This is a genomic window from Corynebacterium sp. c25Ua_47 (genome assembly GCF_039907205.1).
GTDB lineage: Bacteria > Actinomycetota > Actinomycetes > Mycobacteriales > Mycobacteriaceae > Corynebacterium > Corynebacterium hiratae.
On record NZ_JASBOH010000002.1, the window covers coordinates 229,950 to 243,663 of the forward strand.

The window sequence follows — 13,714 nt, forward strand, 5'->3', positions numbered from 1 at the left end:
TCTTAGGCCTCCTCGAGGGATTCGTGAATGTCGGCCGGATCCTCGGCCGCGGACTCGTTTTCATCAAACAGCGGGCGCAGGCCCAGGGCGTACTGAATTTCCTCATTGGAGGCGCCGCCACCAATCATCGGCCACACCTGGGCATCCTGGCCCACGATGAAATCAATGACCACCGGGCGGTCATTGATTGAGCGCGCGCGCTCAATCGCGGGGCCAATCTCTTCTGCCGTGGTGACGCGAATGGACTCGCACCCCAGGGCCTCGCTGAGCTTGACGAAGTCCGGGACGTACTCATCGTGCTCACGCAGCTTGGTATGGGAGTACTTGTTCTCATAGAAGAGCGTCTGCCACTGGCGCACCATGCCCAGGTTTCCGTTATTAATGACAGCCACCTTGATGGGGAATCCCTCCACCGCGGCGGTGGTGAGCTCTTGGTTGGTCATCTGGAAGCAGCCATCGCCGTCAATCGCCCAAACCTCACGCTCCGGGCATGCGGCCTTAGCGCCCAGCGCTGCGGGTACGGCGTAGCCCATCGTGCCGGCACCGCCGGAGTTGATCCAGCTGCGCGGGTGCTCGAAGTCGAGGAACTGTGCCGACCACATCTGGTGCTGGCCGACGCCCGCGCAGTAGATAGCCTCCGGCCCCACAATGGAGCTGAGCTTCTGGATAACCTCCTGCGGATTGAGCAGCCCGTCCGACGTCGGCTCGAAACCGCGCGGGTAGCGGCGCTGCAAATCTCCCAGGTACTCCATCCAGTCACCGAGGTTCGGAGCGTCCAACTCCGCGTCGTTGGCATAAGCCTTGGTCAGACGAAGGAGCACCTCGCGCGCATCACCCACGATGGGAACGGCAACCTCACGGATCTTGCCAATCTCGGCCGGGTCGATGTCGGCGTGGATGACCTCAGCGTGCGGAGCAAAGGTATCGGTATCACCGGTCACGCGGTCATCGAAGCGCGCGCCCACGGCGATAATAAGATCCGCGCGCTGCAGCGCCGCCACCGCCGGCACCGTGCCGTGCATGCCGGGCATGCCCATGTGCTGCGGGTGGTTATCCGGGAAGGCGCCGAGCGCCATGAGGGTGGTCACCACCGGGATGCCGGTCAGCTCAGCAAACTCGCGCAGCTCGCGGGAAGCCTCCGCCTTAATGACGCCGCCGCCAACGTAGAGCACCGGGCGCTCCGCGCGGGCAATTCGCTGAACAGCCTGCGTGATCTGGCGCGGGTGCGGGGTCGTGGTGGGCTTATACCCCGGCAGGTCCGGCATGACTGGGCCGGAGTACTCCATCAGGGCGTTCTGGACATCCTTCGGGATATCCACGAGGACCGGGCCCGGCCGTCCGGTGGACGCCAGGTGGAACGCGGCAGCAATAGCCCCCGGGATGTCCTCTGCCTTGGTGACGATGAAGTTGTGCTTCGTAATCGGCATGGTCACACCGCGGATATCGGCCTCCTGGAAGGCGTCGGTGCCCAGCAAGGAGCTGCCCACCTGACCGGTGATGGCCACGACCGGCACGGAGTCCAGGTTGGCGTCCGCCAGCGGGGTCACCAGGTTGGTAGCACCCGGACCGGAGGTGGCAATCATGACGCCTACCTTTCCGGATGCCTGGGCATAACCTTCGGCGGCGTGGCCGGCCCCCTGCTCGTGGCGGGTGAGCACGTGGCGCAGCTTCGTGGATTCAAAGAGGGCGTCGTACAGCGGAAGCACGGCGCCGCCCGGAATGCCGAAGACAAGCTCGGTGCCCAAATCTTCGAGGGTACGGACAATGGCGTGTGCGCCCGTGATGCGCTCGGGCGCCCGCTGTGGCGGAGTGGAAGCTGTCACGGTTGTTGTGCTCCTTCAGTGGGGATGGATATCGGAGAGATCATCCAACTAATAACGCCCCCGCTGTCCTTCCTGGGTGTGAAGGTAACGGGGGCGCTTGCTGGTCGACGTCACTAGTGGACTCGCTACGGCTCGCGCCGCCCGGGTACTACTACGAGGTGAAGTCGAATAATGATCATGGGCTAAACTGTACACTGATAGAAACGCCACCGCAGGCATTTACCCCCATTTTTGGGATCTTTTTCTCATTTTGCGAGATTGCACAGGTGGGGCGGTTCGCCACCGCGCCACGCTGTCAATTACGATGACCCACTATGACGTCCTCACACCCGCAGAACGCATCTTCTCGCGCCGAACACCCCACGGCCGAAACGTTCAAGCCCACCCGCGAACACCTCCTCGGCATTGGCATCCTCGCCGCCATCGCTTTTCTCAGCATTGGCTGGGCCCCGAAATACCTCTTCTGGATCCTCATCTTCCCGGTGTTGGCCATCTGGTGGGTCCTGCGTGCCCGCACCACCGTGGACGCGAAAGGCATCCACATCACTTATGGCTTCCGCGGCCCCAAGGACATCGCGTGGAAGGACTTTAAAGGCATCGGATTCCAGCGCTCGAAGGCCTACGCTCGCACCACCAGCGGCGACAACCTCAACCTGCCGGGCGTGACTTTTAACTCTCTCCCCCGCCTTGCCGCCGCTTCCAACGGCCGCATCCCCGACGCCCTGACCGCTGGCCGCGAAGCCGCCGATGACAAGGTCGTCATCGTCCACCGCGATGGCCAACAAATCCTCCTTACCAAGGAGGAATACGCCGAGTACCTCAAGAAACACCCCGAACTGAAGGATTAACCGTGTACCCTCTCCGCTCTAAAGTCACCACCGTTGGCCGCCAGGCATCCGGTGCACGCGCACTGTGGCGCGCTACCGGCTCCAAGGAGAGCGACTTTGGCAAGCCGATCGTTGCCATCGCCAACTCCTTTACCCAGTTCGTTCCCGGCCACGTCCATCTCAAGAACGTCGGCGACATCGTGGCCGACGCCGTGCGCGAAGCCGGCGGCGTGCCCAAGGAATTCAACACCATCGCTGTTGACGATGGCATTGCCATGGGCCATAGCGGCATGCTCTACTCCCTGCCCTCGCGGGAGATCATCTCCGATTCCATCGAGTACATGGTCAACGCGCACACTGCCGACGCCTTGGTGTGCATCTCCAATTGCGACAAGATCACCCCGGGCATGTTGAATGCCGCGCTGCGTCTCAACATCCCTACCATCTTCGTGTCTGGCGGCCCGATGGAAGCCGGCAAGGCCGTCGTCGTCGACGGTGTGGCGCACGCGCCGACGGATCTGATTACGGCCATCACGGCGTCGGCCAGCGATGCCGTCTCCGATGAGGGCCTGGCTCAGGTGGAGGAATCCGCCTGCCCCACCTGTGGTTCCTGCTCCGGCATGTTCACCGCCAACTCCATGAACTGCCTCACCGAGGCGCTCGGTTTGGCCCTTCCAGGCAATGGCACCACGCTGGCTACCCACAGCGCCCGCCGCGATCTCTTCGAGCAGGCCGGCCGCACCATCGTGGACCTGTGCCGACGCTACTACGGCGACGAAGACGACGCCGTCCTTCCGCGCTCTATCGCCACCAAGGAAGCCTTCAGCAATGCCATGGCTTTGGACATGGCTATGGGTGGTTCCACCAACACCATCCTCCACACGCTGGCCGCCGCGCAGGAGGGCGAGGTGGACTTCACCCTCGAGGACATCAACGAGATCTCCTACCGCGTACCCTGCCTGTCCAAGGTGGCACCCAACGGCACCTACCACATCGAGGACGTGCACCGCGCCGGCGGTATCCCCGCCATCTTGGGCGAGCTGCGCCGCGCCGGCCACTTGAACCTCAAGGTCCACACCGCGCTTTACGACAACGCCGAGGAGTGGCTGGACGATTGGGATATCCGCGGCGGCAAGGCCACAGAGGCCGCCCTCGAGCTTTTCCATGCCGCGCCTGGCGGTGTGCGCACCACCGAGCCATTCAGCCAGTCCAACCGCTGGGATGAGCTCGACACCGACGCGGCCAATGGCTGCATCCACGACGCCGAGCATGCCTTCTCCTCCGACGGCGGCCTGGTTGTCCTGCGCGGAAACCTCGCCCCCAACGGGGCCATCGTCAAGGCCGCCGGCGTGGAGGAAGAGCTGTGGACCTTCACTGGCCCGGCCCGCGTGGTGGAGTCCCAGGAGGAGGCCGTCTCCATCATCCTCAAGAAGGAAGTCCAGCCCGGCGATGTCATCGTCATCCGCTACGAGGGCCCCGCGGGCGGCCCCGGCATGCAGGAGATGCTGCACCCGACCTCCTTCCTCAAGGGCTCCGGTTTGGGCAAGGCCTGCGCCTTGATTACGGATGGTCGCTTCTCCGGTGGTACCTCCGGCCTGTCCATCGGCCACATTTCCCCCGAGGCTGCCCACGGCGGTCTCATCGGCCTGGTGGAAAACGGTGACCCCATCACCATCAACATCCGCGAGCGCCAGCTCACCCTCGACGTCGACGAGGACGTTCTCGAACGCCGCCGCGCCATCGAGGAGCAGCGTGAGAAGCCCTGGACGCCGAAGGACCGCAACCGCCCGGTCACCAAGGCCCTGCGCGCCTATGCCAACATGGCCACGTCCGCTGACCGTGGTGCGGTGCGCGTGGTGGATGGTTACGTCAATTAGAGTATGGGGCGATGAAATTCGCCACTAACGCCGCAAGGCGCACACTCCTGACCGCCGCCGGGCTTATCGTGGGCCTGGTAGGCGTCATCCGTCACATCCTCCACACGGACTTCCCAGTGGACATGATCATTTACCGCGAGGGCGTGCGCGCCTTCATGGAGGGGCGCTCGGTCTATTCGGAGCCGATGTACGCCGGGGATTTGACGCTCCCCTTCATCTATCCACCCTTCGGCGCGCTCGTCATGGTGCCGCTGACTGCCTTTGAGTGGATGAGTGACTCCCTGGCAGGCGATATCATGATCGTCCTCTCGGACGCCCTAGTCTTCGCTTGCCTCTACGCTATCTTCCGCGCGCTAAAGGTACCGAACCTGTGGCCCACCGTGGCGATCGCGTGGGCCGCGGCCATGTTCTTTGAGCCCATCCGCCTCAACAACGGCTTTGCGCAAATCAACATTGTCATCATGGCGCTGGTCATCTTCGATCTGGTTCCCCGCAAGCGGAAGCTTCCACAAGGCTGGCTGATAGGTCTCGCGGCGGCCATCAAAATTACCCCGTTGGCCATGCTGCTGTATTTCCTGTTGCGCCGCGAATGGAAGCCAATTCTCACCGCCTTCGTCTCCGCTGTCTTGGCCACCTTGCTGGCCGCCGCCTACCGTTGGGAGGCTTTCGTTGAATTCTTCACCTCGAAGCTTCTCGATATGGGCAAGGGCGCGGACTTCGGCGTGGCCACGGACTATCAATCCAACTCTTCGCTCAAGGGCGTTATCCAGCGCCTCTTTACCTCCCAGGAGGCCATGGACAACCACGGCACGCTTATTAATGTGCTATGGCTGGTCGCGGCGCTCGTGATCATCGGTGTTGGCTCGGCACTCATCCTGGCGCAAATGCGGCGAAGCCTGCTTGTCGATGCCCACCTCACCACCGCCACCATCATGCTGCTCATCTCGCCTGTTTCGTGGTCGCACCACTGGGTGTGGCTGTCGCTCATCGTGCCGGTTCTGGTCTACCGCGCCTGGTCCTGGCGCAATTCCACCTGGGTCGCCGGCAGCCTGCTGGCTGTACTCGCCGCTTGGGTGGGCATGCTGCTGACCGTTCCGCCGAAGTGGTGGTTTGGTGACAGCATCGATGTCCACGCGATGCCGCTGTACCAGAAGTTCTTGGTCGATGACTTCGTGTGGCTGGCACTACTCAGCTGGATTCTCTACGCCATCTGCCTCAAGGCTCGAGGCACTCAATCCGACAAGCCACATACTGAGCTCGCTGCGGCCCAAACCAACTAAGCCCCGAAACGCAAAACTGCCTGTTCTGACAAAGTTGTTCGCCGCGCCTGCGGCGGGCTCAGGTGGTGAATGCATCTATACAGCTAGGAGGTTGTGTAGATGTTAGGCGATAGAAAGCTACGTGAGCGGTATGTGCAGGCGTATCTGCATGATGCGCGTCCGATGTCGGTGATCCTCAAGGAGTTGGGGGGCTCGAAGGCTACGGCGAAGGTGTGGCGCCAGGCTGAGGGCCTTAGCCGTGGCAAGCGCCGTCGGAGCCTGAATGAGGATAAGTACAAAGATCAATACCAAAAGATCATTGCTATTGTAGAAAGCGGTCGGTCTGCGCATAGTGCACTGAAAGAGACAGGTTTCCCACAGACCGCTTACCGATACCTTGCGCAAGACGGTATCGAACTCGCCAATACCAGTCGCGGTGGAGCCATACAACACGAGCGGGATCGCATTGCCCAAGCTTTGAAACTTGTGGATGCTGGCAAAAGCTATAAACAGGCCGGCCAGGTTGTTGATCGCTGCACTGCCACGGTGAAAACGTGGCACCATAATCGCATGTATGGGCGTTGGGTACTCAATGATCATCCCACTGAATCCGAATCGAAGGTAGGACGCGGAAAGCGTCTTATCCGCCATGACCGAATAGCGATAGCCTATCTGCTTGATCAGGGTCTTACTCACCGTGAGATTGCAGCCCACCTTGGCCGGAATCAGTCGACGATTAGCAGGGAAATCGCCCGTGGGATGACTGAGCATGGCTACGATGCCCTCGTGGCGCAAAAGCGGGCTGTAGACCGTTTAGCCAGGCCTAAACCCCGTAAACTCGATACCAACCCGCAGTTGCGGGCCTTTGTCATCGAGGAGTTGAACACGAAGTGGTCACCTTCCCCTTGGCTGCTGAGCCCTGCCCCCCCTAGGAACAAAACTCGGGGCACTTCAATCTACGAGCGTTACTAGTAGTACTTCGTTACTTCTGTGTGGAGCTGTGATCGATAAATTGGCAGGGGATATACACCTAATTAGGGGTGATTTTACAACTGTTAGTTTCCTAATAGGAATTATCTGTTACTCTGGGTAAGGAGCACCTAATATGCGTGTTTCCCTCGTCACGGATAATCGTTTTCACGAAATTTACAGGATTTCTTATGCGCAATCGCGCCACAAGATTCATCATGACTTTATCTACAGCAGCAGTTCTCGCATTTGGTTTAATCATTCCACCAAGTGCTGCTGCCCAAAACCTGGGGAATCTTACCCCCTTGCCCGCATCAACAATTGACTTAGACGCTGAAATTCGCGTAGACACCAGTGATGTCACAGATGAGGACATCATGAATGTTCAAGACGAGATCAAGGTGATGAACGAGTCCGCCGACCCGTACGGTTACTTCGCATCCCTGTCAGCTAATGAACAACGCGCAATCATTGCTGCAGTTGAACGTGCCAGGGTCACTGACATCAATCCTCAGGTAGCGCCTTTTGCGACCACCCAGTCGGACCCCTACCGGATATATATCCAGGGCCTTGAAATGCTGTCCTGCATCGCGCTGGTCGATGTAGTATCATGCGGCATCGCCAATCAGGCAGCCACAACCGCGAGTACGGAAGCGCAGAACCGGTTTCCTGGCGCCACATCACTCCGCAATGGAAAGGGCGATGCTTTTCGGCACTGCTCGTGGAATGCCCTGATGACGATGAGAATCGGTGCAGATGCAGCTGAACGCATTGCTACTAACCACGAAACTGTCGCTCAAGGGCCAGCGGATCAGACCCGCATGGACCTGTATAACAATGCCCAAGGTCGATTTCTTGGATCTGCTTTCGCAAGTAGTGGCGACGAAGCTGCTGCTCTGAACCAGTGCGCCCTCTGGGCAAGGATTGGACTGCTATCTACACTTTCCTAGGATAGGCACGAGAAGGAGGTTATGTTAATGAGACGCATGATGGCACGGATAGGGTTCACTAGTATTGTCTCCCTATCACTCTCCTCTTGTAGTTTTAATGACCCATTGGCTTCTCATCTCGCGTCCCTAGAACGATCGGGAAATGCAATCCCCGTTACTGAGTCCATCACACTGGAGGAACTCTACGGACCAGAGTGGACTGAGTTTTCGCTCGTGTGCCCATACACTCCGTATCAAACAGTCAAAGAAACACTTGTGGTTGATGATCCCCCTGTTCCAGAACACGGCTTCACCGAAGAGGCAAACTTCCTCTTTCTTAGAGGAAAGGGCGACAGCGAACAATGGGTGAGGTTCTCTCGACAGGCTCTCGATCTGTGTTCTCCATCAAGTCCGCCTTCTTTAATCATGGAGTCAACGACAGTTGCTCTCAGTTTTTCTCTGGATAATCCGGGTAGTGCTTGGACTCTAACCGGCTTGAACAAGTAGTCGTATGGGCTCGCTGCTTGATGTGCATGATTCCGCCACGACTGTCGATAAGTTAATCGAGATGTTTACCGGAAAAATACGCAACAACACCAAAACACTGACCTGGGACCAAGGTGTGGAACTAGCCCAAGTAGACAGGCTGAGCATCGAACGTGGGCTCGCAGTCTACTTCTGCGATCCACACTCACCCTGGCAGCGTCCTACCAACGAAAACACCAACGGGCTAGTCCGAGACTTCCTACCCAAAGGAAGCGACTTTAGTACCCTGACGCTTCAAAAGGCGTTCAACACATTCAAGACCTACTCAACGGGCGCCCCAGAGAAGTCCTCAACTGGTACACACCAGAAGAGAGAATCCAAGAACTATTCAAGTGATGCATCCACCACTTGAAACCGCCTGCGGCGGGCGGGAAAACTTTGGCAACAAGGGCACCTCAGCGAGGCCGTACTATGCACCCAACTCAACCCTCAGCTAATTCCTTGAGTGCTGCCAAGTGGCCGTCGAAGGCAATCTTGCCTTGCTCAGTCAATGCGACCCACACCGAGTCCTTCGCACGGCTGGTGCCGTACTCGCGGAAGCGAGTCACGTAGCCGGCTTTTTCCAGAGCTCCGAGCTGCTTGGACAGGGAGGCATCGGAAAGCTCCGTGCGAGCGCGCAACATGGCGAACTTCATCTCTCGGTTTACCTCCCCGCCCTGCGTGGCTCCGAAGGCATTAAGTGTGGCGCAAATCTTAAAGCGATTGAGCGGGTGGATTACCGGGTCAAGTTCACTCATCGCGGCCTCCGATCCAGCGCACCAGTATGTAGTGTCCACAAGACCGCCAAGGCGCACAGCACACTTGCAATGCATGAGGGAATAACGTGTCCTTCGACGAAGGGATTGAAGAGCGACGGCAGAATCATAAATCCCAATCCTGCGTAGAAGCGCCAGGTCACGCTCCGGGAGGCGTGCGGATCAACCTTCTGGCGCATCGAATCCCTCACCCCCGTGCGGTAAAAGAAGGCAAGGCTCACCAATAACCCGAGCACAAGAAGAAGTCCGCCGACGAGGACGAGCGGATGGACGTCAACTTTGATCCACATGTAAGCAAACCACGCACCGTACGCCGCCGCTGCGAGCAGGCTCAGCCAGACGGGTGGCCGTTTGGCCGCGGCCAACCGTTGTTGCTCCTCAAATGCGAGTGCGTCCAGAACATTCTGATTCGGCAAAACTAAAGCTCCCCTCCTGCGGCACCAAAGTCATTGTTTTCCACTACAGAAAACAACTTACTTTACATAATGGAAAACAACAACGGCTACCCCATAACTGCAGGCAGGGAGCTTGAAAGCCGGGCTGGTAGGCCTAGTTCAGCGGGTTAACCCCAGCGCCGAACCACCAGATGGCGACCAGTGCGGCCACGCCGATGACGACGAAAATCCAGGACGTCGCCAGCGGGCGGCGGGTCCAGGAGCGGTTGAAGTCCAGGGAGATGAATCCAGGGCCAGTGAACTGCAGGGCCACCGCGATCACGAAGAGGACGAGACCCAACCAGACGTTCTCGTTCCACGCGAAGACGTCTAAGCCTGCCTCGGAGGCGTTGAGGCCATGGATGGCGGAGAAGCCCGTGACGATAAGTCCGAACATAGCCGCGAGCGGGGTGACTAGTCCAAGCAGGAGGAAAGCACCGGCGATAAGCTGAACAGTCGGCACGCCGATGGCGAGTGCAGCTGCCATGGTGTATTCACCGAACTCGTTCTCCAGACCAGCCAGGCCCTCGTTGCCACCGAGCTTAAAGAAGGTCGAAGCACCCGCCACGAGCAAGTAGACACTCAGCGCTAGGCGCACGAAAAGCAGGCCAAAATCGATGGTTCCGCGGCGCGCTGGTTCCGGCTTCTCCTCCACTGCTGCAGTTTCAGAGTCGACGGCGGGGTCAGCGACAGCAACCGTGCTGGGAACTTCCTCGTAGTTCTCTGTTGCTGCTGGTTCGGTTTGGGTTTCCGAGGCTGCGGTTGCCGATACCGGCATAGCCGTTGTCTGCTCATCAGGCTCAGCCATTGCCTCCGCACGCGGGAATGCGGTGGTCTCGGTTTCTGCTGCAGCGCTGTCGAAGGACAGGGAACCGCGGGAAGGGCTTTCAAAGGTTTCGGTCTTAGCCTCCGCGGCAGGCTCAGCTGCAGTCTCAGCCGCTGGCTCTTCTACCTTCTTCGGCTTAATCACCTGCGGCTCGGCGCGGCCGGGGCGCTGGAAGAGGCTGCTCTTTTTGGGCTTCTCAGTCTCTACTTCCTCCGGCGCGCTGGCTTTCGCGGAGTCCGGCCCCGTGTAGGTGGGGATATCGTCATCAAAGTTGGTGGCTTTATCAGGAGTTTTATCGCTCATGCCTCCAACTTAAGGCAGCACTGTGCCTTTATGGCGCATCTTTATCGGCGCGGCGCGAAGCTAAAACCGCACGGCCTGCGTCTAAGACATCCGCCGTGAGGTCCGCGAGCAACTCCGACTCCAACCGCCAGCGTTGCCAGTAGAGGTCGATGTCGAGCGGGAAGTCGTCGAGAAGCACCAGCTCTCCGGTCTCCAGCAAAGGCTGTGCCTGCAGGCGCGGCACTAAGCCCCATCCCAGGCCGTAGCGCACTGCTTCGACATAACTCTCCGAGGAGGGGATCTGGGAAACTCGTGCGCGTAACACGTGGGAGTCGATGAAGCGCTCGCGCATGGCGTCATCCAAGGTGGCGTCGTTCGGCCCGAAGCCCACGATGGGCAGGGTCTCCCAATCCTCGAAGCCCTCCGCCAGAGCGGGCGCGGCGACGGCAAAGTAGCGCATGGTCCCGAGGTATGTAGATTCACAGCCGGAGACCGGGGTTTGCTCGCGCGTGACCGCGCCCAGCACATCACCCCGGCGCAGCATCGCGAGCGTTCGGGCCTCATCCTCGATGCGAATGCGCAGCGCCGCCTCACCGCGCTCGGCGGTGCGCTGGATTACAGGTCTGAACCACGTGGCCAGGGAATCCGAGTTGATCGCGACAGTCAACGGCACGCGGGAGAGGCGCTCGGTGAGCCGCGCATCTGCCTCGGCTTGGACCAGAGCCATGCGCCGCGCGGCTTGGGCGACAATCTCCCCTGCCTCGGTCACGGTGACGGGAGTTCCGCGGCGCAGAAGGATTCGACCAGTCGATACTTCCAGCGCCTTGATGCGCTGACTAACGGCCGAGGGAGTGATTCCCAACACAGCCGCAGCGCCCTCGAAGGAGCCTTCATCGATGATGGCCAGCAGAGTTTCAGTATGGAGCGGGTTCATGAAGCTATTTTAAACCAGCTGTAGAAGATTTAACTGGACTTCATATGCCGTTATACGCACACTAGAAGCCATGTCAGTTTTGCTCGCAGGATTTGCGCTGGGTTTGTCCCTCATCATTGCCATCGGACCGCAGAATGCCTACATCATCAAGATGGGCATTAAACGCGATCATGTCGGGCCTATCCTGTTGGCATGCTTGCTTTCCGACGTCATCCTGATCACCGGCGGCACCGCCGGCGTCGGCGTCCTTGTCGAGCGCTTCCCCACCGCGCTCATCGTGGTCAAGTACTTGGGCGCGGCTTACCTCATCTACTTTGGGTTCACGTGCTTCCGCGATGCGTTTAAGAAGCAACAGGAATCACTGGTCATTGAGGAAACCGAACCAGTGGCGCAGGTCGTTGAAGAGAACTCGGGCAGCTCGGGAGCACCGGGAACCTCCGTGCTCACCAAAATTCGCCCCCGCGTGCGCTCATCGTCCTGGGTCAAGCCGGTCCTCGGCGCGTTGGCGCTCACGTGGCTCAATCCCTTGGCCTACGTCGACGCGCTGGTCATGCTGGGTTCCATTGCCAACCAATATGGCGACCAGCGCTGGGTCTTCGCCGGCGGTGCGATTGTGGCCAGCGCCGTGTGGTTCCCCTCCCTCGGCTTTGGTGCCTACAAGCTCTCCCACGTGCTGGCCAAGCCGACGACGTGGCGCGTAGTCAACATCGTCATCGGCTGCGTCATGCTTGCGCTGACGGCGAAGCTCCTGCTTCTCTAGTTCTTCTTTGATTCTTCAGGGAGCTCTTCGTCTTCGGCGGGGTCTCCCACCGCGCCGGTTTCCTCGACCCAGGCCTTGATTTCTTCGTCGGTGCGATCCTGCTCCACAGCCTCGCGCTCGGTGTAGTAGGAGTGGTCGTTGCGGTTTTCCTCCCACTTTTCCTTGTCGAAGTCGAGCTGTTCATCCGAGTCCAGCTCCTCCACCACATCGGAGACGAGGTCCTCGAAGAGGGCTTCATCGTCCATGTTGGAGTCAGCGATCTGCTGGCCGATTTCATCGTCGTAACGCGCGGCGTCGTACTCTGTGTCGGGGTGCAGCTTGAGGTGCAGCAGGGCGCGGATGCGCTCACGGCGCAGGCCCTCGTCCTTAATCTTGCCCAGGGAGCGCAGCCACCCAATCACCAAGATGGCCACGAGCACAATGCCCATATAGCCCAGGACCGGGTAGACGTACTGCATCAGAGCCTTGAAGCCGGCGAAGGAGACGGCGAAGCCAGCGAGACAGCCGGCGATGAAGATGATGCGGTACTTCGATTCCTTACCAGAAGACAAACGCTTGCCCAGCGCGTAGAACATACCGATGGCCGTGTTGAAGATCATCAGGTAAATGATGATGGCCATGATGACGCCAAGCGTCGGGTGGACGTTATCCACCAAGGTCAGCATCGGGATATCGGAATCGCCGACGTTCTCCGCGTTCATCAGCAGCGAGAAACCGGCGATGGCCATGAGCACCGCGTAGACCGCGCCACCCACGATGCCGCCGACGCCTGCCTCGCGCGGGCTGATGTTATCGCCGCCGATCACCAGGGACATCGATACCGCCAGGATGAGGGCCAGGCCGTTGTAGTTCAGCGCGGAAATGAGCCAGTGCGGGATTGGGGACTCAATCGCCTCAGAAGCGGCAATCGCCGCATCGACGTTGTCCGGCATGTGCAGCAGCGTGTAGGTGCCGGCGAAGAGCACCGCAATGATGATGGTCGGCGTAAGAAGGCCAATGACCTGTGACACCTTATCGACGTCGAACATGCCCGTGATAAGGACAAGCACGAGCATGAGCAGGGAACCCACCCACGCCGGCCAGCCAAACTGCTGCTGCATGTTGGAACCGGCGCCAGCCAGCATGACAAAGCCCACCGCAAAGAGCGTGAGGATCACCGCGACATCCAGAATGCGCGAAATGATCGGGTGAGTAATGTTCCGGAAGACCTGGTTGTGCTCGCTGGCGTGGAAGTAGCTTCCCAGCTGAAGGAACACCGTGCCGGCGAGGGTCATGACCAAGCCGGCTACCAGGATTCCCCACATGCCAGGAATACCAAAGGACGTAAAGTACTGGACAACTTCCTGTCCCGTGGCAAAGCCCGCACCCACGAGCAAGCCAATGAAGGACAAAGCGATGCCCACGACGTTTTTATAAGACACGTTTTCCTATCTGTTTTCTAGTTTCTTCTTTTTATGCTTAGTGGCTAGTGCATAAAAACGCGCCATACTTTG

General features: G+C 59.5%; 13 protein-coding genes. 6 read left to right on the top strand and 7 right to left on the bottom strand.

The annotated features are described in order from the left end of the window. Window positions 1-2 precede the first annotated feature (2 nt). Complete coding sequence (locus QKE52_RS03320; RefSeq protein ID WP_070701967.1) at window positions 3-1,823, bottom strand: acetolactate synthase large subunit; 1,821 nt, start codon at window positions 1,821-1,823, stop codon at window positions 3-5. A 314-nt stretch (window positions 1,824-2,137) separates the two neighbouring features. Here QKE52_RS03320 and QKE52_RS03325 point away from each other — a divergent pair, with 314 nt between their 5' ends. The 3 genes from QKE52_RS03325 to QKE52_RS03335 are packed head-to-tail and all read left to right on the top strand — an operon-like array spanning window position 2,138 to window position 5,807. Continuing rightward, window positions 2,138-2,671 (top strand): PH domain-containing protein, encoded by a 534-nt coding sequence (locus QKE52_RS03325; protein WP_070516400.1) that lies wholly within the window; start codon window positions 2,138-2,140, stop codon window positions 2,669-2,671. 2 nt (window positions 2,672-2,673) lie between these two features. Further along, complete coding sequence (gene ilvD, locus QKE52_RS03330; protein WP_347948125.1) at window positions 2,674-4,527, top strand: dihydroxy-acid dehydratase; 1,854 nt, start codon at window positions 2,674-2,676, stop codon at window positions 4,525-4,527. Window positions 4,528-4,538: 11 nt separating this feature from the next. Continuing rightward, complete coding sequence (locus QKE52_RS03335; RefSeq protein WP_070528626.1) at window positions 4,539-5,807, top strand: glycosyltransferase 87 family protein; 1,269 nt, start codon at window positions 4,539-4,541, stop codon at window positions 5,805-5,807. A 117-nt stretch (window positions 5,808-5,924) separates the two neighbouring features. Here the strand turns inward: QKE52_RS03335 and QKE52_RS03340 are convergent, their stop codons facing one another. Continuing rightward, window positions 5,925-6,557: a hypothetical protein gene (locus QKE52_RS03340; protein ID WP_246822414.1), complete on the bottom strand. Its 633-nt coding sequence runs from the start codon at window positions 6,555-6,557 to the stop codon at window positions 5,925-5,927. A gap of 389 nt (window positions 6,558-6,946) precedes the next feature. Here QKE52_RS03340 and QKE52_RS03345 point away from each other — a divergent pair, with 389 nt between their 5' ends. Together QKE52_RS03345 and QKE52_RS03350 are read left to right on the top strand one after the other, a co-directional pair. Further along, on the top strand, window positions 6,947-7,705 hold the full coding sequence (locus tag QKE52_RS03345) for a hypothetical protein (RefSeq protein ID WP_347948127.1): 759 nt from the start codon (window positions 6,947-6,949) through the stop codon (window positions 7,703-7,705). Between the two features lie 490 nt (window positions 7,706-8,195). Further along, entirely contained in the window at window positions 8,196-8,582 is a 387-nt protein-coding gene (locus tag QKE52_RS03350) for an IS30 family transposase (RefSeq protein WP_070511640.1), read from the top strand. 70 nt (window positions 8,583-8,652) lie between these two features. Here the strand turns inward: QKE52_RS03350 and QKE52_RS03355 are convergent, their stop codons facing one another. The 4 genes from QKE52_RS03355 to QKE52_RS03370 all read right to left on the bottom strand — a co-directional run bounded on the left by QKE52_RS03355 (window position 8,653) and on the right by QKE52_RS03370 (window position 11,461). Then, complete coding sequence (locus tag QKE52_RS03355; RefSeq protein ID WP_049157204.1) at window positions 8,653-8,967, bottom strand: transcriptional regulator; 315 nt, start codon at window positions 8,965-8,967, stop codon at window positions 8,653-8,655. Then, on the bottom strand, window positions 8,964-9,401 hold the full coding sequence (locus QKE52_RS03360) for a hypothetical protein (protein ID WP_049157207.1): 438 nt from the start codon (window positions 9,399-9,401) through the stop codon (window positions 8,964-8,966). Before QKE52_RS03360 ends, QKE52_RS03355 begins: the two co-directional genes overlap by 4 nt. 133 nt (window positions 9,402-9,534) lie before the next feature. Beyond that, entirely contained in the window at window positions 9,535-10,548 is a 1,014-nt protein-coding gene (locus QKE52_RS03365; RefSeq protein WP_102233860.1) for a DoxX family protein, read from the bottom strand. Window positions 10,549-10,576: 28 nt separating this feature from the next. Further along, window positions 10,577-11,461 (bottom strand): LysR family transcriptional regulator ArgP, encoded by an 885-nt coding sequence (locus QKE52_RS03370; RefSeq protein WP_102233859.1) that lies wholly within the window; start codon window positions 11,459-11,461, stop codon window positions 10,577-10,579. A 70-nt stretch (window positions 11,462-11,531) separates the two neighbouring features. Here QKE52_RS03370 and QKE52_RS03375 point away from each other — a divergent pair, with 70 nt between their 5' ends. Then, window positions 11,532-12,221 (top strand): LysE/ArgO family amino acid transporter, encoded by a 690-nt coding sequence (locus QKE52_RS03375; RefSeq protein ID WP_347948129.1) that lies wholly within the window; start codon window positions 11,532-11,534, stop codon window positions 12,219-12,221. Here the strand turns inward: QKE52_RS03375 and QKE52_RS03380 are convergent. Then, entirely contained in the window at window positions 12,218-13,642 is a 1,425-nt protein-coding gene (locus QKE52_RS03380; protein WP_347948130.1) for a hypothetical protein, read from the bottom strand. The genes QKE52_RS03375 and QKE52_RS03380 overlap by 4 nt on opposite strands. Between the last annotated feature and the right edge of the window lie 72 nt (window positions 13,643-13,714).